This window comes from Rhizobium sp. R86522 (genome assembly GCF_042466255.1).
Classification (GTDB): Bacteria; Pseudomonadota; Alphaproteobacteria; order Rhizobiales; family Rhizobiaceae; genus Allorhizobium.
The window spans coordinates 2893194-2912493 of the sequence record NZ_JAXHBX010000001.1; the positions used below are offsets into that span (position 1 = coordinate 2893194).

The 19300-nt window shown below is 60.5% G+C and carries 18 protein-coding genes; 16 read left to right on the forward strand and 2 right to left on the reverse strand.

Going from position 1 to position 19300, the window contains the following annotated elements; translation table 11 throughout:
* Positions 1-4: 4 nt before the first annotated feature.
* From SJY08_RS14110 to SJY08_RS14130, 5 genes are read left to right on the forward strand one after another with little or no spacing between them, the layout of a single operon-like run.
* On the forward strand, positions 5-982 hold the full coding sequence (locus tag SJY08_RS14110) for an NAD-dependent epimerase/dehydratase family protein (RefSeq protein ID WP_377276407.1): 978 nt from the start codon (positions 5-7) through the stop codon (positions 980-982).
* Positions 979-1800 carry an MBL fold metallo-hydrolase gene (locus SJY08_RS14115; RefSeq protein WP_377276409.1) on the forward strand — a complete coding sequence of 274 codons (822 nt, stop codon included), beginning with the start codon at positions 979-981 and terminating at the stop codon, positions 1798-1800. Before SJY08_RS14110 ends, SJY08_RS14115 begins: the two co-directional genes overlap by 4 nt.
* Positions 1797-3068, forward strand: coding sequence for a CoF synthetase (locus tag SJY08_RS14120; RefSeq protein WP_377276411.1), 1272 nt, complete (start codon positions 1797-1799; stop codon positions 3066-3068). The genes SJY08_RS14115 and SJY08_RS14120 overlap by 4 nt, the downstream gene beginning before the upstream one ends.
* Positions 3065-4186 carry a GNAT family N-acetyltransferase gene (locus SJY08_RS14125; RefSeq protein WP_377276413.1) on the forward strand — a complete coding sequence of 374 codons (1122 nt, stop codon included), beginning with the start codon at positions 3065-3067 and terminating at the stop codon, positions 4184-4186. The genes SJY08_RS14120 and SJY08_RS14125 overlap by 4 nt, the downstream gene beginning before the upstream one ends.
* A gap of 2 nt (positions 4187-4188) precedes the next feature.
* Positions 4189-5172, forward strand: coding sequence for a Rieske 2Fe-2S domain-containing protein (locus SJY08_RS14130; RefSeq protein WP_377278603.1), 984 nt, complete (start codon positions 4189-4191; stop codon positions 5170-5172).
* On the opposite strand, the gene SJY08_RS14135 is transcribed toward SJY08_RS14130, so the two are convergent.
* Positions 5142-6278, reverse strand: coding sequence for an ATP-grasp domain-containing protein (locus SJY08_RS14135; protein WP_300890361.1), 1137 nt, complete (start codon positions 6276-6278; stop codon positions 5142-5144). The two genes, SJY08_RS14130 and SJY08_RS14135, sit on opposite strands and share 31 nt — an antisense overlap.
* A 261-nt stretch (positions 6279-6539) precedes the next feature.
* Between SJY08_RS14135 and SJY08_RS14140 the strand changes: the two genes are divergently transcribed.
* From SJY08_RS14140 to SJY08_RS14150, 3 genes are all read left to right on the forward strand, one after another.
* Positions 6540-6797: a diguanylate cyclase domain-containing protein gene (locus SJY08_RS14140; RefSeq protein WP_300890360.1), complete on the forward strand. Its 258-nt coding sequence runs from the start codon at positions 6540-6542 to the stop codon at positions 6795-6797.
* 530 nt (positions 6798-7327) lie between these two features.
* Entirely contained in the window at positions 7328-7756 is a 429-nt protein-coding gene (locus SJY08_RS14145) for a hypothetical protein (RefSeq protein WP_377276416.1), read from the forward strand.
* The gene (locus SJY08_RS14150) at positions 7738-8235 is read left to right on the forward strand and encodes a hypothetical protein (protein ID WP_377276418.1); all 498 of its coding nucleotides are present in this window, start codon (positions 7738-7740) and stop codon (positions 8233-8235) included. Before SJY08_RS14145 ends, SJY08_RS14150 begins: the two co-directional genes overlap by 19 nt.
* A gap of 948 nt (positions 8236-9183) precedes the next feature.
* Here SJY08_RS14150 and SJY08_RS14155 read toward each other — a convergent pair.
* Positions 9184-10176 (reverse strand): L,D-transpeptidase family protein, encoded by a 993-nt coding sequence (locus SJY08_RS14155; protein WP_377276420.1) that lies wholly within the window; start codon positions 10174-10176, stop codon positions 9184-9186.
* A gap of 188 nt (positions 10177-10364) precedes the next feature.
* On the opposite strand from SJY08_RS14155, the gene SJY08_RS14160 reads away from it, so the two are divergent.
* From SJY08_RS14160 to SJY08_RS14195, 8 genes are all read left to right on the forward strand, one after another.
* Positions 10365-11279 (forward strand): LysR family transcriptional regulator, encoded by a 915-nt coding sequence (locus SJY08_RS14160; protein WP_377276422.1) that lies wholly within the window; start codon positions 10365-10367, stop codon positions 11277-11279.
* 118 nt (positions 11280-11397) lie between these two features.
* Positions 11398-12096 (forward strand): SH3 domain-containing protein, encoded by a 699-nt coding sequence (locus tag SJY08_RS14165; RefSeq protein ID WP_300890356.1) that lies wholly within the window; start codon positions 11398-11400, stop codon positions 12094-12096.
* 42 nt (positions 12097-12138) lie between these two features.
* A complete protein-coding gene (locus SJY08_RS14170; RefSeq protein ID WP_377276424.1) occupies positions 12139-12477 on the forward strand; it encodes a hypothetical protein in 339 nt (112 codons plus the stop codon).
* Between the two features lie 107 nt (positions 12478-12584).
* A complete protein-coding gene (locus SJY08_RS14175; protein ID WP_377276426.1) occupies positions 12585-14651 on the forward strand; it encodes a M13 family metallopeptidase in 2067 nt (688 codons plus the stop codon).
* A gap of 61 nt (positions 14652-14712) precedes the next feature.
* Positions 14713-15261 carry a hypothetical protein gene (locus SJY08_RS14180; RefSeq protein ID WP_377276428.1) on the forward strand — a complete coding sequence of 183 codons (549 nt, stop codon included), beginning with the start codon at positions 14713-14715 and terminating at the stop codon, positions 15259-15261.
* A 77-nt stretch (positions 15262-15338) separates the two neighbouring features.
* Positions 15339-17303, forward strand: coding sequence for an alpha/beta hydrolase (locus SJY08_RS14185; RefSeq protein ID WP_377276430.1), 1965 nt, complete (start codon positions 15339-15341; stop codon positions 17301-17303).
* A gap of 10 nt (positions 17304-17313) precedes the next feature.
* Complete coding sequence (locus SJY08_RS14190) at positions 17314-18210, forward strand: CPBP family intramembrane glutamic endopeptidase (RefSeq protein WP_377276432.1); 897 nt, start codon at positions 17314-17316, stop codon at positions 18208-18210.
* 73 nt (positions 18211-18283) lie between these two features.
* Complete coding sequence (locus tag SJY08_RS14195) at positions 18284-19054, forward strand: CPBP family intramembrane glutamic endopeptidase (protein WP_377276434.1); 771 nt, start codon at positions 18284-18286, stop codon at positions 19052-19054.
* Positions 19055-19300: the final 246 nt, after the last annotated feature.

Consider the following 19300-nt stretch of genomic DNA (forward strand, 5'->3'; position numbering starts at 1 on the left):
TCCCATGCGTGTTCTCGTCACAGGCGCCACGGGTTTTCTGGGCGGTCGGCTGATCCGGTATCTGGCGGCCCGCGGATTTGAGACGGTCGGGCTCGGTCGTGATGAGGCCCGTTGCCGTCATCTCCAGGATCTGGGTTTCGCGACCGTTTGCGCGGATATGTCCCGACCCGTGCTTCAACTTGTCGATGAGATCGGCACCGTGGATGCTGTGGTGCATTGTGCGGCACTCTCGGCATCCTGGGGAAAGCCTGCAGCCTTTCGCCTGGCCAATGTCGAGGGCACGGGCCATGTGCTTGATCTGGCTCATGCGCTCAAGGCCCTTCGCTTCGTCAACATATCCTCGCCGACGGTTTATTTCGAACTCAAGGACAAGACCGACGTCGCCGAAACGGCGCTGCTGCCGCCTCCGATCAACGCCTATGCCCGAACCAAGGCCGAGGCCGAAGCAATGGTTCTTGCCCGAGGGAGTGTCGGCCCGGTGAACCTGCGGCCGCGTGGCATCTATGGCCTTGGCGACCAGACGCTGCTGCCTCGGATCACGGCTGCTGCCCGCCATGGTCCCCTGCCGCTGTTGCGGTCCGGCGCGGCCGCCATCGATCTTACCCATGTTGATGATGTTGTGCAGGCCATCGAGGCGGCTTTGACGATCAGTGATATCGAGGGGCAGACCTTCAACATTTCGAGTGGCGAAATGGTGCCGGTGCGTCACATCGTCGAGCGTGTTTGTTCAAGGCTTACAATCGAGCTGCGCTGGAGACGCGTGCCGTTTTATCCGGCGCTGGCGGCTGCTCGCCTGGTGGAACTGGTGAGCCTTGCCCGTTCGGCCTCAACCGAGCCCCTGGTTACGCCCTATACGCTCGGTCTATTTGCGTTTCGCCAGAGCCTCGATATCTCCAAGGCCCGCCGGATGCTTGGCTGGCGACCTCGGATCTCATTCGAAGAGGGGCTTGCAATGACGATTGCCCAGGGGCGCGGGCCATGAGACCGGTGTTTGCCAACAGCGCCTTTGTCAGCGCGCCGGAACGCTTCTATCTTCGCGGCGGAGGCTGGCGGCCCGTGCCTCTGAGGGTGCGCTACGGTCTTTTCGAGCATCCGACAGCGGGGCTTGTGCTGATCGATACGGGCTATGGGCCGCGGGTGACGCAGGGCAAGCGCAGCCTCGGCTTGCGCCTCTATAACGCAATCCTCGGTCCGGATCTGGTGACGAGCGGGCAGCCCGCAGCGGTTTTGCAAAGGCTCGGATTTACGCCCGATGATGTCTCTATCGTCATCGTCACCCATTTCCATGCCGATCATGTCGCGGGTCTCGATGCGTTTGCCAATGCGCGGATCATCGCAAAGCAAGAGATGCTGGGACGCGTCCTGCGGGCGCCCGTTCGGGCCAATCTGCGCCACGGCATATTCACCGAGCTTCTGCCTGCCGGCCTTCTTTCGCGAACGGTCGATGTCGACGGATTTGCCCTGATCGAGGCGCCGCTTGGCCTTGGGAAAGGCCGCGACCTTTTCGGTGACGGCAGCGTGCTTGCCATCGATCTTCCGGGGCATGCCGCCGGCCATTTCGGTCTGTGCTTTAGCGCCATGCCGCGGCCGCTTCTCTATGCGGTCGATGCACAATGGTGCGGGGATGCATTGGTGCCGGAGCGGCGTCCGGGCTTTCCCGCAAGCCTCGTGGCTGACGATCCCTTGGCCCTTGCCGAGAGCACCCGTCGCGTCCTTGCCTTTCAGGAGGCGAGCGGTGAGGTGCTTTTGTGTCACGACCCTGCGGTCAGCCCACATGATCTGGGTGAGGGCATGCCGTGAGCTCCCGCCTTCGCATTGCCTCCGCCTTTGCGCAAACTCTCTGGACCTCGCGGACCGGGCGCTCGCGTGTCGCGTTCAAGCGCTGGCAGTCCTCGGCGCTTCAGCGCTGGCTCGACCACAGCCTGCCCGCTGTCGATTTCTACGAGGGTGCAGCACGTCGGCTGGAGATGCTGCCCATCATCGACAAGTCCGTGGTCATGGCAGATTTTGCCGCCTTCAACCGAGGGCGGATCAGCGCCGAGGACGGATGGCGCGCGTTCCAGACCACCGGCCAGATCGGGGAGGTCAGCCTTGGTGCAAGCACCGGCACGAGCGGCAATCGCGCGCTTTATGCTGTTGATGCCTGCGACAAGGACCGCTGGCTGGGCACCATTCTCTCAAAAGCCGTGCCGCGGTTCCTTCTTGATCCCGAAAGGGTTGCCGTCATCCTGCCGCAGAACTCCGCGCTTTATGACGGTGCCAATCGCTCCCGCTTGCTGCGACTGATGTTTTTCGATCTCAACCGGGGTATCGAAGCCTGGCTTGACGATCTGGAGCGGTTTGCACCCACCACCATCGTCGCGCCGCCTCGGGTTTTGCGCCATCTTGCCGAGCATGCCGAAAGGCTGCAGCCGAGACGCATCTTTGCCGGTGGCGAAACGCTGGATCCCTTCGACCGCACGATCATCGAGACCCACTTCGGCAAGAGGCTGGGGCAGATCTACATGGCGACGGAAGGGCTTTTCGCTGTCTCCTGCTCGCATGGGGCCCTGCATCTTGCAGAAGACGCCAATTTCTTCGAATTCGAGGCGGTGGAGGGCGGGCTGGTTTCGCCCCGTGTCACCTGCTTCCGGCGCCGGTTCCAGATCATGGCACGGTACCGCATGAACGACCTTCTGCGCCTGTCCGACCGCCCCTGCGCCTGTGGGTCGCCGCTCCAGGTTGTCGACGAGATCGTCGGTCGGCTGGATGACGCGTTTGTTTTTGACCGTGCGGATGGCATGCGGCTTCTGGTGACGCCTGATGTGATGCGCAACGCCGTGCTTGAGGCCGATCGCTCGATCACCGATTTTCGCATCCTGCGCGAGGGGGCCGAGCAGATCGCGCTCGTGCTGGAGCCAAAACTCGCCGCCCATGGTGCAAAGGCGGCCCGGGATGCACTCGCCGATGTGTTTTCGCGGCGCGGGCTGTCCCCGACACTTATCCTTCGACAGCAGGCGATGGAATTTGAGCCTCACCGGAAGCTTCGACGGGTGGAAAATCGGCTTCCGCCTGAGGATGCACGATGATGACACTTTCTGGAGCGGGTAGCGCGGTGTCCAATGAGCCGGAGGCGGTTCGTCGTTTCGTGGCGCTTTTCAACGCCTATCCCGTCCCGGACCTCATTGGCAACCTCTCGACAAAGGTTGATGCAATCGACGTGGAAGGGCGTCATTTTCCGATTACCCTCAACGAGCAACGCGATGCTCCGACCTGCTATATCTGTTGCCCAAGCAGCGCCTATATCGACTATGCCCTCGACGAGACACGCAATTTTGCCAGCGCTCCCCTCTTGCGTTGGGCTGCATCTGGCCTGATCCGTGCCTGCGGCCCGCTTTTGAGGGCCAGTGGGCTCGATCAGCAGGTGCAGGTCAACAACTGGCTGCTGTCCACCAATCCGGTGCCGGCCATCAGCGCCTCGGGGGCCTCCGGGCTGGTGGCAGAGTTGTGCGAGCGATATCCCAATCGGGCGATTATCATCCGCTCATTGAACGAAATGGCTGACGGGTCTTCGATCCGTCATCTGAGGGCGGCGGGATTTCGCATGATCGCGGCGCGGCGGATCTATCTGTTTTCCGGCAATGACCGACGCAAGACGCAGAACCAAGGGTATGACCGCAAGCTCATCAGTCGGACAGCCTACCGGTTTGCTGCCGGAGAAAGCTTTACCGAAGCGGATTACGAGCGTGCAGCCGAGCTTTACGCGCTGCTGTATCTGGAAAAATATACCCCGCTCAATCCGCAATATACCGCGCTTTACATCAGGGAGATGCACAGGCGCGGCCTGTTTGACCTCGTAGGCTTCCGGGACGGCGCGGGCAGGCTTGCGGCGGTGTCCGGCTTTTTCGCCAATGGTCGCACGCTGACGCAACCGATCGTCGGCTATGATACGAGCCTTCCATTGAAGGATGGGCTTTATCGGCTGGTCATGGCGACAGGCCAGATGATCGCGGCGGAGCGGGGGCTGTTTTTCAACATGAGCGCCGGGGCAGGCCGTTTCAAAAGCCTGCGCGGTGCGGTACCCGTCATCGAATACAATGCCGTCTATGTCGCGCATTTTCCGGCACGCCAGCGGATGGCGGTGCGGGTCATGGAGGCGTTGCTGCGGCGTATAGGCATTCCGCTTCTGGAGGGTTTTGACCTGTGAGCATGTCTCCCGACACCTGGCAGGCCGTTGCCATTGCCTCTGAGATTGGCAAGAGACCGCGGCGGATATTGCTGGCAGGACTGCCTGTGGTGCTGTTTCGCAGCGGCGAGACGATTGCCGCTTTGCATGATCGCTGCCCCCACCGGCATGTGGAACTCTCGAAGGGCAATGTCAAAGACGGTGAGATCGAGTGTCCGTATCACGGCTGGCGATTCAACGCGGCAGGTTTCTGTACGGCCATTCCCGGTCATACGGGTGCCGTGCCCGGCTATCGCGTGCCACGATTGACGACATTCGTGAAGGAGGGTGTGGTGTTCGTGGCAAGCGGCGCGCCCAAGGACGAGCCCTATCTGCACTGCGCCGAGGGGCAGAAGATCATCGTCAAGCTTGTGAGCAGCAGCACGCGCTCGACGCTGGTCGATGCCGCCGAGAACATTCTCGATGCAACACACACCCATTTCACCCACAAGGGCCTTCTGCGCGGATTGAGCAGCGAGCGGCAGCGCGTGCGTGTCGATGTCACCGGCGGTCCCGGCTGGGTCGAGGCGTGTTATACCGGCGAAGAACGGCAAAACGGCCTGATCAGCCGTTTGCTGGAGGGGGAGCGGGTGAGGACGATTGGGCGTTTCCGCTATCCCGGTATTGCCGAACTGGAATACTGGGGGCCGAAGGGCCTGGTACTTGCGACGACATTCCATCTCCGTCAGGCGGCGGAGAGCCAGGTGGATGGGATCGGTTGCCTGATCGGGCCGCAGGGCGGTCTGCTTGATCACCTGAAGTCTCTGGCTTTCCGGCCCATGTTCCGCATTGCCCTGGAACAGGACCGGCGGGTACTGGCATCGGCAAGCCGGAATGCGGCTTACTGGCCGCAGGCATCGGCGATCATCGGACCGCTTGATTTCCTGCGTCGAAGCATCGAGGCGATCATGGACGGTGCAGCGCCGCCTGCTGCCAATCAGTCGGAGAGTTTCTCTTTCGAACTCTGATCCGGCCCGTCCCATTCGATATCGCGGGTGGAGGCGCGTTGAAGGGAAATGCGGTGGCGAAGGGCGAGCGCCGCGATTTCGCCAAGCGCACGCCATTGCGCGCGTTTTGGTTCAGGGTCTTGCGGCCAGTCGAGAAGCTCCTCCGCGCTTTTGAGGTCATGCATAAAGCTGCGGAGATCGCCACGGCGCAGAGCGGCTGGCAGCCCGTAGATCCACAAGGCAAGGCGGACTGTCTGCGGGCTGGATATATCCGGTTTCAGGCTGCCTTCGCCTGTCCAGATCGCCTGTGCGAATGGCTTTGGATCGCAGAAGAAATGCAGCCCGCTTGTAGCGCGCGGATTGCATTCAAGCGGCAGTACGGCACCGTCGGTCTTGAGGATCAGGTCGAAGGAAAGCTGGCCCGTCCAACCGGTGCCGGCGGCAAAATCCGTCACGAAAGCCTTGGCCGCCTCGTTCTCAACAGGCTTGAAATAAATGCCCGCGCCCTTGCCGGCACGGTAGATTGAGCTGTAGAGCGAAAGCGCCTGCAGACGGCCATTCTGCGCGATGGCGTAGGCACTGATCTCCTGTCCCGCGATGAATTCCTGGGCGAGCCAGGGTGCCTGAGGCGTTGGCGCAAGAGCGTCTACCTCTTCAGGTTTCGGCTGAAGCAGCACCCGGCTCGCAAAGCGCGACCAGGCGGGTTTGAAAACCATCTGAGACGCCATCGAGCGGATAGCGGCAAGGTCGGCTCTGTTCTGCAGGAGCACGGTATGCGGCGCTGCCAGTTTGAGGCTTTTGCAGATTTCGATGAAATCAAACTTGTTGTGCGCCCGTGTAAGGACATCTGCGTCTGGCGCGAACAGCCGTGCCGTCATCCCCCGTTCGCGCCAGAGTGCAGCCAGATAAAAGATCTCCTCGCAGGTCGGCACGACCAATGAGACATTTTCCCGTTTCACCAGGTCTTCGACCACATCGGCATAGCGTTTCGGTTCAAAACGCGGCGGTGGCAAACGAAAATAGCCATCGCAGGCACGGCTGGCGGCTGAAATCGGTTTGGCTGGCGTGTCGGCAAGCAGCACGCGCCAACCTGCGCCGTGGAAGAGCCGCGCGAGGTGCAATGCCACCGGTGCCCTCGCCCCGGTGATTAAAACTGACCGACTTAAAACCGAAGCCACCATCGTTGCTGCGTCCTACTGTACTGGTGTCGTAGCGGAGATACTGGCATGCCGCAGAGCTTTGCCTGACGCATTAGCCAACAGACGTTCCAGGCACAAGATCATCGAGCCGCAACGTTGCGGTTGCTAGGCCCTGTTGACAAATTGGCGGCTTCACGACGAAAATCCACGCCCGAGCAGACGGTCATCCTTCTCATTCGAGGTCAGGACGTGGATGCACAGGCCGAGTTTAGCCGCCAAGCAATCCCAGCCACCGTCGCCAATGCGGTTCCGGGTCTCGCAGGGCCCGTGACAACGAGCATGGGCATCACACCTATCTCTAACGACGATGCCTTGACGACCTTGTATGAACGAGCGGACAAGCTTCTTTACGAAGCCAAGAGTGCGGGACGAAATAGAACCCGCAGCGCGATAGGTCCCACGCATTCATCGAAATCCGCCCAGATCGATAGGGTCATGATTGCATAGCCCGCGGCAGCGCCGGCCATGCGGTTCATAACGACGAACTGTTTTTGCAGAGATCTCACTGTCTGCAAGTGGCGGAAAGGCTACGAGCCACTTGCGCGAGCCGCGTCTGATTTCAGGTGCCTGCCGCGAAGTTTCTACGACCGAGATGGTGGAGGGTTTCGGGTGCCGTCAGGCGTACGAAAGCATCCACCATTGCCGTCATTCGCTTTTGCAATTCGCTAAATCGAAAGCTGTCGTTCAATTAATTGCGCTGGTAATAGGATGAAACGGGGGGAAACCCTCGGCGTTTGGGCCGAAACAACAGAGACTAATCGATGATATTGCCCACGGTGTATTGCGACTATTGGCTGTGGGCCAAGGGGCAAGTCCATCGCCTCCAACAGCCGTCCCCCTTCACCCAACGTACCGCTGTTCGAGGCGCACGGCTTTGTCTCGCGCGAAGCTGGCATCACCACGACACCCTGCATTCTGAATACCAACCAGAGCGCAACATTGCACAAATGCCCAGTGAGACACCCAAGGGGAGAGGCATGAAATCGAGGATCGTATCGGCGCTGCTGGGCACGGCGCTGCTGAGTTTGGCTGCGGCTGGTCCAGCCCAGGCGGTGATCATTCTCGACAGCACCTGGGCCGATCAGGGCGGGGCGGATGGTGCGGAAGGCGACGGATTCGGCGCCGCCAAGGCGCTGGCCATGGAGCCGCAATTTTGCGCCATTATGAGCTTTTTCGACGGCGAGCAGATTGGCGCCTCCGGCACCTGGATCGGCAACGATCAGGATGGCAATACTTATGTATTGACTGCGGCGCATAACTTCGGCGACGGCGACGACCCCAACACCTGGACCTACTACACACCCGCGCTGGTGCCGAATTTACCGGCAAGGCCGTGCATATCCATCCCAATTACGACGCCAATAGCGACGAAACGCCCGGCTATGACATGGCCATCGTGGAATTGAGCGGGCCCGTGACGGATTGCGATACGCCGCCACTCCTTTATGGCGGGGACGATGAACTGGGACAACGCGCCACAATGGTCGGCTTTGGCTCGAGGGGCATCGGCTCGGTCGGCCAGGATGACAAATATTACAGTAGCGAAGATGCCGCTGCGGCGCGCAACATCATCGACGTGGTCGAGGACCCCGCCCCCGACGGCAAAGGCGGCAATCAGTTGCTGGTCGACTTCGACAGCGAGGACGGTTCCACCAATGTCTTCGAGGACGGCGGCTCCCTGCCGGTTGATGAATACGAAGGCGTGCTGGGCTCAGGTGACAGCGGCGGGTCGCTGTGGATCGAGACCGACGAAGGTTGGGCTATTGTCGGGGTCAACGCCTGGGGCGACGATGCGGTTTATGGTTCGACCGGTGGTTTCGGCCGGATCAGCACGCAATATGACTGGGTCAAGTCCATCTTCGATGCGAACTTCACCAACGAGTAAGCACCGGTGCGGCGAACGCCGCCTGACCGTTTGGCGACCCACCACGGGCCTTCCGCCCTTGAGACATTTGCAAGCACGACATTCGGTTACCGAGCCATTGAACCACCAGGTAAAGCGTCCCGGTACCACCGTTAAGCTCGGCCAAGGATCATGGCTGATAGGGCGATTTTCTGCCTGTCCGCCGGCAGCCCTCTTTCGCCCATCTGCCTATGTCCGCTTTTCAAGCAGTGGAACCATTAACGGACAGGCAGGCCCCCATCACGGACATCGGAGTTACGCAAACAGACCAGCAGCTTTCCACTATTCGGCGTTTCGGCTTGAATGGCCGACATGAAGGCGCAAAGCTGCCACGCGAAATGCTCACCTCGTCTCCAGCTTTACGCCCCCGAGCGGAAATTATTGCCGCTCTCCGCCATGTTGACGTCAGCCCAAAGCCAGGGGACAAAGATGGCATCCACGGTCGCTCGCGGCGCAAAAATATAGGGAATTCAAAGGCATTTTTTATAAGCCTTTGAAATTATGTGAGAATCCAGGCTCTCCATGCGGGCCATTTTAGGTCGGTTTTCCGCTCAAAATCAGCGACTGTTTCTCACAGAAAAAAGCGACGCCTTCTCAATAACTCGAGCAATCATGGCTGCGGTTATTCAGGCCATCCGTCTTGCTTGATCGGGTCTTGCAAAATCGGCTGGGGACCGCCAAGCGATGTACTTTATGGGGCCGTTTCCGGACATCCAGTTCCAGCTACTTCTTCCGAAAAGCAGACACTTGGCGCCCCACTTGCTTGGGGCCATGGAGGACAAGCGCGGGCAAAGGCCCAGGCTCGCTGCTTGAGATATGATTCGCCGGAGGTCTTCACTGCCGAATAGGTCGCCAAACCGATCGCGAGCTTAAGCAGGATATGTTTGGCGAACAGCCGTCAAGACGACCCGCCTTCTTGAAGCGACCCAATCAACTCATGATCACGAAATCCGTGCCCGTCCGGCTGTCTGGAGCAAGCGGAGCGTCCGTCAGAATGAGGACTGCGCCGGGGTGCAGAACCCTTTGCATGGCCGACACGAAAGGCGGGTCGGCGGATATCCGGGAGAGAAGGTTTGCGGTCGTGCTGACAACAGCCTCGTCCTCGTTCGGATTGGCAAACGCAATCCAGCGCATGCCCAGGACGGCGTCATCGAGGTCGTCAAGCAGGAATACATGGCTGCTGAATTTGTCCCTGCCGCTCACGGTGATCCTTCCCTCGGCGCGGATTTCAGAGTTTTCGACCAGCAAGGCCCGCCCATCGAAGGTCGACATGATGACCGAAACCACGGGCTGCTTCTTCAGGTCCGTCCAGTCGTTCGGCCGCTGTTTGCCGTGCAGCGCCGCCACGGCATCGCCGAATTCCCGGGCGGCGTAGGCACCGAGCACCATGCCCGGATGGGTGAGTTCCTGCGGATCTGCGGCAGCGCCCGAAATGATGACGGGTGTGCCGAGATGGGTGATGTCGAAGAGACGTTCGGAAAAGGCCATAGGCAGGCGCACGCAGCCATGTGAGGCCGGATATCCCGGCAGATTGCCGGCATGAAGCGCGATGCCAGACCACGTCAGCCGGCTCATGTTTGGCATTGGCGCGTCGTCATAGGTGCTGGACTTGTGGTGCTTGTACTTCTGCAGCACGACGAAAACGCCGGTCGGCGTCTCATGCCCCGGCTTTCCGGTGGAACAGGTGGCGACCGCTATGCGGATACCGTTGCGATAGACATGCACGCGCTGCTCCGGCAGCGAGACGACGATCGCCACCGGCCCGGTCCGCTGTCGTTCGGGATGCCAGGTGAATTCGCCGGGCTTCAAGGCCGCGACCTCCTTCATCACCTCCCCGGCCAAGAGTGCGACCGGACTGCCTAGAAGCGCGACCGCCGAAATGCCCTTCACAAAAAGACGCCTGTCATCGTCTGTCTTCGTCATGGTCGATCTCTCGTTCACAATTTCGACGTGAGAGACCATTTCAGGGCCGACCGCGGGTGTCCAATGAGTTTCTCTCTTGAATTTTAAATAATCCTCATGAAACGTTAGTTTCAGGCGCACCCACTCTCGCTTGTGCCGGGGTGCAGGGCGCCCGATATCGAGCGCATTGCCGCATCAAGGATTACGCGATGGATTTCAGGCATAATCTCAGGGCCTTGCACACGTTTGAAACGGTATCCCGCCATCTGTCCGTGGCGGCGGCGGCGGACGAACTGGGCGTCACGCAAAGTGCCGTCAGCCATCAGTTGCGGCTGCTCGGAGAGATCGTCGGAGAACGACTGATCCAGAAAAGTGGTCGCGGCATCGCATTGACAGACGCTGGCCGGGACCTTGCGCGACGGCTGCAGCCGGCCTTTGCCGAGATCGACCGATCCTTGGCCGTAGCGATCGGCGGCACACGCGATCGGGTGCGGCTCGCGATTTGCAGCAGTTTCGCCCAGGCCTGGCTGGTACCGCGGCTGCATTCCTTCTATGCGGCCCATCCGGATATCGATCTGCAGATCAACATGTATGCGCAGGATCCGGAACTCACGGATGCAACGGGTGATGCGTTCGTGACGACGCTCCCCAAGGATCGCGGCTATCACGCGCAACTGCTCTGGCCGGAGAATCTGGTTGCAGTCGTGTCGTCAACAGTTGCAGCGCGAAACAAGAGCTTCGATTACATTACCACCGAACTGCAGCCTGGAAAGATCGGCTCGGACTGGCAGACCTATGCGCGACACAGCGGCCGGGCGGATCTCCTTCCCCTCACCTGCCGCTGGCTGTTCGCATCCCACTATGTAATCGCGCTCGACATGGTTCGCCAGAACCTCGGTGCGGCGCTCGTACCAGACTTTCTCGCACAGCCCGACATAGAAACGGGAAGAATGGTGCTTCTGGACGAAGCACTGCTTCCTATCCACGAGGATTATCACCTGTGCATCAAGGAAAGCCGCAGAACTGAGCCTGCTCTCGACGCCTTGCTGCGGTGGTTCAAGCAGGAGCTCGGCACATCGGAGCGCCGCGCGACGGACAACCGTTTGAAACTGGTGCAACCATGAAACCCTCTCACATTGGACGAATATAATTCACTGGTTCGCAGGCTTTAGGCATGTCAGTCTCGGGACATCGAGAGGTTGCAATTCAATCGCTTGAAGCCTTCCCAACGGGAGATGTCGGATGCGTATGTGGCGTGCGTTCGTGGGTGTAGTGGTCGCGATGGCGCTTGTCGTCATTGCAGATTTCGGGCAGCAAGCGGCACTCGCGCAGGAACGCAGCGCCCGGGTCGAATTCGGCCGGGGCCAGAGCTCGACGGTCATCCGCGGGACGGTCCGGGGCTACGAAGGCGCCAATTACCGCATCAATGTCCGTGGCGGCCAGAGGCTCGCCGTCACCATGGATAGCTCGAACAGCAGCAACTACTTCAACATTCTCGGCCCCGGCGGTGGCGAGGCCCTGTTCAACGGCTCAATCTCGGGCGATTTTGCCGACATCATCGTTCCCGGTAGCGGCGACTATGTCGTGCAGGTCTACCTAATGCGCAATGCCGCGCGCCGCAATGAGCAGGCGCGCTTCACGCTGCGGATCGAGGTCACTGGCGGCAGGCCGATTGCGCCGCCCGCACCTGATTTCGCCGATGGTCTTTCCGGCGGGCCGGACTTCTTCCAGGTGGTGGGCATTTCGCGCGGCGATGCCTTGAACATCCGCACCCGCCCGAGTGCCCAGAGCCCGATCGTGACGCGCGTGGTCAATGGCGAGATCCTGCGCAATGGCGGCTGCCGCATGACCGGACAAACACGATGGTGCCGGGTTTCCCGGCCTGATGGCAGCAATGCCGGCTGGGCGGCTGGACGGTTCCTGGTCGAGGCGAGCAACTGAGCTCGATCAGGCCCTGATGAAGCAAAACAGGAGGGGAGACGCATGATCAGGTTCATCACGACTTTAGGAACGATGTGCATCGCTTTGGGGCTGCTTGCGGGCTGCACCTCGGACGGAACATCGCAACTGCCGCCCACGGCTGCCGCAACTCCGAGGTTGATGGACGAGAGCGTGCCGCCGGCTGCCCGTAGCGCCTGTCTGGCAGCAGTATCCAACACCACGAATAATGGCGATGTCGAGATCATCGAAATGATCTTCTCGGAAGCCAACTCGCAGGTCACCGTTGGCGTTGGACCGACGCGCGCACCGTGGAACTGCATCGTCTCCAATAGCGGAGTGGTCGCCAACGTGATGTCCATGACGAACGAGGGCGCTCTGTGAGGCCCGCTTCCTAACGGTGCCGGCTCGCTCCGGCACCGGATCTCCGCGCCATGAGCGGAGGACTTGGCCACGACAGGTTTTCATCATTGACCAAAAAGAGGATCCTCATGCAACGCCTGACGCCTCTCGTCCTCCTGTGCCTGTCTGCCGCCATGTCCGCGCAGGCGGCCGAATTGGTTCCGGTGCCAGAGATCGGCCCGGACCAGCTATCGTTCTCTGTGACCAATATGGACATGTCGGTCGATCCGGGCACCGATTTCTATCGTTATGCGGTGGGCGGCTGGCTGGACCGCGTCGAGCGGCCGGCAGACCGCGTCAGCATCGGGACCTTCGACTTCATGGGGCTGAGACTGACGGCGCAGATGAAGAACCTGATCGCGGAGGCCGGGGTGAAATCCGCAACCGCGACAAAGGGAAGTCCGCTGCAGCAGGTCGGCGCTTTTTACAACTCCTACATGGATATTGCCGCCCTCGACGCGAAGGGCATAGCGCCCATCGAGCCTGAACTGGCCAGGATCGACGCCATCGCGAGCCTCGACGATCTCGCGACCTATCTCGGGCACTATGTTTCCGTTGCTGGAGAGGTTCCCCTGGTCGGCATCGTTCCCTCGGCAGATCAGGCCGATACGACGAAGATGGTGCTCTTCATCGTCAAGGGTTCCCTGATCTTCAATCAGGAAAACCTCTACGAGGCTCCGGCGGGTTCGGCACTCGATATTGCTCTGAGGGGCAACCTGAAGACCGTTCTGGAACAGGCCGGATACGAAACTGCCCGTGCGGCGACCGTGGTCGACATAGTTGCTGATCTGGAGCGCGAGCTGCATGGCGCAATGCTGACACCGGTCGAATCGATGAACCCGGACAACAGCTACCAGCCCAAACCGTTCGACGCTGTTCAGGCCGAGATCCCGGCACTCGATCTCACGAAAATCCTCGCAGCCGTCAACGTCTCGGTGCCGGGAACGATTGTCCAGACGCAACCCCGCTACCTTGCGACACTTTCGCGGGTGCTGGCGGACAGGCCACTCTCCGACATCAAGGACTACCTCAAGGTCAGGGCCATCAACCACTTCAAGCCGTTCCTTGGGACACGCTTCGATGGCAGTGCCCGCGAATGGAACCGGATCGTCTTTGGCATTGACCGGCTCCCGCCGCGCGAGGAGCTCGTCCAACAGAGCCTGCAGGCCAACATCGGTCATCCCGTTTCGCGTCTCTATGTCGAGCGCCACTTCTCCGAGGAGACGAAGGTCAAGGCGACAGACATGGTGGAGCGTGTTCATCAAACCTTCGAGAACCGCATGAAGCGCCTGACCTGGCTCAACGACGACACCAAGAAAGCGGCCCTCACAAAGCTTGAAAAACTTTCTTACAAGATCGGCTATCCGGAAAACTGGATCGACTATTCGACTGTCGACATCCGCGCGGACGATCTGATCGGCAACATCATGCGGATCAATGCTTTCGATACAGCGCGCTCCTATGCGAAACTCGGCAAGCCGGTGGAACACGAGGCCTTCGCGGATTCCACCTCGACATTGCCCGTTATCATCAACGCCGGCTACGACATGCAGATCAACGGCTTTGAGGTGCCAGCCGCGATCCTGCAGCCGGCGGCTTTCGAGGCGACGAAAGATGCGCCCACCTATTTCTGCCGCATCGGCGCGGTGCTCGGGCACGAGATGACCCATGGTTTCGACAGCCGGGGCCGGCTCTACGATGCCGATGGCAATCTCAACAACTGGTGGAAGCCGCAGGACGCGAACGCATTCGACAAAGAGGCCGCCAAACTCATCGAACAGGCTGGTGCCTATGAGGTGCTGCCGGGCCTCAGGCTGAACGGTGCGCTGAGCGTCGGCGAAAACATGGCGGATGTCGGCGGCATCAACTTCGCCTTCGACGCGCTCAAGGACTATCTGGCGGAGCATCCGGAAGAAAATGTCTCGATCGATGGCCTCACACCCGCGCAGCGCTGCTTCGTTTCCTGGGCCCAGTTCTGGGCGATGAAGGTGACGGACGAGGCCATCCGCAGCGTCTTCATGAGCAATGCGCATCCGCCGGGCTTCTACCGCGCGACGGCAGCGCTCAAGCATGTCGACGGGTTTTACGAGGCCTTCGACATCAAGGAGGGCGACAAGGAATGGGTGCCGCCGGAGCGGCGGGTGAAAGCTTGGTGAGCAGATCGCCGACCGGCAGACATCAGGATCATGAACCAGAAAAGTGCAAAGGAGAGGGACTATGAAACGCATCGTCGCATTGCTGGCTGCCATGACCCTCGCTCTTCAGATGGGTCTCCAGCCGGTTGAAGCCGGCATGAGCGACAAGGACAAGGCGGCCGCGGCCGCCGCAGCCATCGCCATTCTCGGCATCGCCGCTCTCGCCCACAGCAAGCATCATTATGAGGAGGGCTATGAGCCGGGCGGCGGCGAGGAGACGGCTGAATTCGAGCGCGGCTATCGCGACGGCGTTCACGGTTACCCCTATTGGGAAGGAAACCGGACAAGCGGTTATGCCGCAGGCTATCAGGCCGGTGATCGGGAGCGCGAGAATTCGATGGCGCATCGCCAGCAGGCGTCCGCTGCCAAGGCGCCACCCATGGCCTATCAGGGTTGCGCCCAGACTGTGGCCCGCAACTTCGCGGTCGGCACCCATCAGGTCCACTTCACCAAGGCGCGCTCGCCGGGCAAGCATGAATGGATGATCGAGGCCGCAGTCGGACGGCAGTACATGACCTGCAAGATGCGTGACAGCGGTGAGTTGATCGACCTGAGGGGCGGCCGCCTCTAACGCCTGCTGGCAGGTCGCGGACACAGGTGCCGCGACCCGTTTCATGACCGAAGATGCAGTAAAACAGGGGTTTTACGATGGACTATACCGGCATACTGGCCTTGATCTCCTTCCTCACCGGCAACGCCGAGGACGGGTTCGCCACGTTGAAAGCGGGTACGGCTGGAAGCACGCTGATCACCCAGATCGTCTGCCCCCGCCCGCTCCCGGTGGACGAGATCGAAGGTAAGACAGTATTTTGCGGCAGGGTCCGGGTTCCGGAGGATCATGCCAAGACGGACGGAAAGAAAATCAGCCTCGACTTCGCGATCCTGAAATCGCATTCGCTCTATCCGGAACCCGATCCGGTCGTCTATCTGCAGGGTGGGCCAGGCGCGAGCGCAATGGTGCAGATCCCGCTTCTGGCCCAGACCTTCGAACCCTTCCGGAAGACCCGCGACGTGGTGTTCTGGGACCAGCGCTCGGCAGGCCTGTCCGGTCATTCGGTGAAGTGCTTCAACGCTCTGGCAGCCAATGCCGCCAGCATCGCCAAGAAGCAGTATACGACCACCGCCATTGACGGATCGAACGTCAACAACAATACGATTGCCGATTGCCTGCGGGAGATCGAGGCCGCCGGCATCGACATCTCCAAGTACAACACAACGGAAAACGCCAGGGACATCCCGACAATCATCAAGGCTCTCGGCTACGAGAGCTACAACATGTATGGCATTTCCTACGGTACGAAGCTGGCTCTGGAAGCCATGCGGGTCGCACCCGAGGGCATCCGCTCGGTCATCATAGACGGTGTGGCGCCTTCCTGGGTAAAGCTCTACGACACCTTCGCGCTCAAGGTCAGCGAGCCAATCGAACACGTGGTCGAACAGTGCAAGGCGGATGAGACCTGCAATGCGACCTTCCCGGAGCTCGACAAGATCATCATCGAGACACTGCATGCGGCCAAGGCCGGCAAGGTCATCCACCAGGGCAAGCCAGTGGAGCCGAAGACGATCTTCCGCCCTTTCGAGGAGCGCAATGCAAAATACGGCAACCTGTCGATGACGCCCTATCTGCCTGCCTTCATCTACGAATTGCATCGCGGTAAGGAGATGCCGACCGTCGACCTGCTGGTCGGTCGCGACTTCATCATGCCGATGCCGGGCGACGACGACGTTGCCAAGGCTTCCGCGACACTGCCCAAGGCGCAACGCGCCCTGATCGGCACATTGGCCGACAATGCCATGATTTCTGCCAGGATCACCCGTTCCAACCAGAACGTCATCGAAGAACTGCGCGACGAGATCGATGCGGAAAAGAACTATGGCCCCGTCGCCATCTTGTTCGACACCGAGCTCGAGAAAGCGCTGATTGCCGCGCGCGGAACCGATGCGACAAAAGGTGCCGGCATGGTGGCCGATTACGCCGCACTGCAGGTCATCACTCCATCAAAGGAAGCCCTCGGCACCTTCGTCAAAACCCATACCACGGGCGAAGCCACGGCCCGGTTGACCGCTCTGATTGACAGCATGAGCGAGGCCGAACTCGCCGGCTACTTCGCCATCATCCAGCGGGATGTAGCAAGATCAGAGGAAGGTTTCTTCGGCGACCTCTATCTCTTCAACTACGCCTGCCAGGAGGACCTGCCGTTCAACAGTTTCGAGGGCTACCAAGCCTTCACCGCTGCCCAGAAATACCCCTATATCGGGGATGATGCCGACGAAGCGGCCCGCTTCGTCTTCGGTTCCTGCATTCCCTTCAAGCAGGTTCAGCGCGACAACTGGCAGGTCCCGGTCAAGAGCGACATTCCGACTCTGTCGATCGGCAGCCTTTATGACAGCCAGACGCCGGCGAGCTGGGCCGAGATCGCGACCGAGGAGCTGAGCAATGCTCAGGTCTTCATGATCCCCGAGGCCGGCCATGGCGCCCTAATCTACCAGTCCTGCGTGGGCGATATGGGCGTGGCTTTCATCAACCAGCCCGGGCGCAAGCTGTCGAACGATTGCGCGGAAAGCATCAGCATCGAGTGGCACATCCCGGACTGGGCAAAGGCAGCGAAGTGAGGTCCGGCACTTGGCCCTTCGGGAACAGACAAGGGATTTAGGAGCTGCAACAAAGGGTGCGCCGCCACTCTGGCTGCGCATCCTGCAGTTTCCGCTGACACGCATCCTTCTGCTCGCCCCACTGCTATTCCTTTTGATGGGCATCAGCAATGGGTTCTGGAGCGTCCAATTTGCCGATCGGCCTCTGCTGGCGATTGCCAGCGCGGCCCTGATGGCGGCGCTGGCAATCGCCGTCTATGTGGGCTTCGTCCGTTTCGTGGAAAGGCGCACCGTGGACGAACTGGCCCTGTCGGCGATGGGCCGCGAACTGGGCCTCGGCCTGTTCGCTGGCGCCGGCCTATACACACTGTGTGTCGTGATCCTGATCCTTCTCGGGGTCTACAGCATCGACGGCATCAATCCCGCTTCGCTCATGCTCCCGTCCGTGGCGATGGCACTGAGTTCGGGGGTCTTCGAGGAACTGCTGCACCGGGGCACGATCTTTCGCAATGTCGAAGCGCTTGCGGGAAGCTGGATTGCGTTACTGGTCTCGGCGCTGATCTTCGGCCTGGTGCATCTTGGCAACCCGGACGGCAACATCATTGGCGCGCTCGCCATCACCATCGAGGCCGGCCTGCTGCTTGCCGCTCTTTATCTGGTCACGCGAAGGCTTTGGTTGAGCATCGGTGCCCACATCGCGTGGAATTTCACCCAGGGCGGCATCTTCTCCGGCTCGGTGTCAGGCGCCTTCGAACAGCCAGGCCTGTTCAAGGCCGTGATCGAAGGGCCGCAGCTTTTGACCGGCGGAAAATTCGGGATGGAAGCAAGCCTTGTCGCGCTTGTTATCTGTACTGCGACGGGCCTTTTGGTCCTACTCATGGCCGTGAAGCGCAAAAACATGGTGCCGCCGATGTGGAAACGGACCTGACGAGATGCCGGGAAGAGGCGCAATACTGCCGAGTATCGCCACGGCAAAGGCAAGTGAACAAAGGTAGGTTCAAATGAATTTTGCACACGGGAAGGCCCGTCTCCCTCTCAGCCTCATCGTCTACGTGCTCTGGGCCGCGATCACCATTGGCGGCGGGATCTGGCTGAGCGGCGGGCAAAAGCAGTCCTTGATTGAAGGCCTTTCCAAGGGACCACTGTGGAACGTTATCGCGGCCTTTCTGTTTCTCGTCATCGTCATTGTCCTGGCAGGCTGGCGCGACCTGAAATTCGGGGCGCCCGACCCGATGAGCTCGCTTCGGATCATGTGGTTCCCGGCGCTTTACGTCATTGCGTTCCTCAGCGTGGCAGGTCTCCTTGGACTACCACCTCTCAACCTGATGCTTTTGATCCTTCTCAGCACCGCATTTGTCGGCCTGTCAGAGGAGACCATGTTCCGTGGTGTGCTGTTTGAGGCTCTGCGGACCCGGGTGAAGCTCTGGCCCGCGATGATATGGACATCGACCCTGTTCGGCTCCGTCCACATCCTCAACGCGCTGACGACGGGCGAATTCCTGAACGCCTTGCTGCAGGCCTTTACCGCGACCCTGAGCGGCTTCGCCTTCATCGCCATTCTCGTTCGCACCGGCTCGATCTGGCCGGCGATCATCTATCATGCGCTGTGGGACTTCGGCACATTCGCGATCTCTGCCAGCAGCGAGGCAAGCGGTGCCGCGTCGAGCGGCGAAGTCGACAGATGGGCCTTCCTGCTGCCTGTACTGCTCGTCCTGCCAAACTTTCTCTATGGGATGTACCTTCTGCGACACGTTCGGAACGAGGATGTTTGAGTAGGAAGAAGCCTTTCGCCCAGTGACTAGAAAAGGGCTTCACTGTGCCTTTGTGCCAGCAGCGTTTGTCGCCGACGTCATGGTCTCTGCCGTAGTCGACGCCAAAAGTCGGGAATGCGGCGTGACGCCACTCCCGCGCTATGTCCGCTGCCAGGCGAGGGCAATGAAGACCGAACGACCGAAATGGAGGCGCATAGCAGAAATCATTACGGCAGGGGGGCCTGGGCATACTGGTGGGCTCGAAGC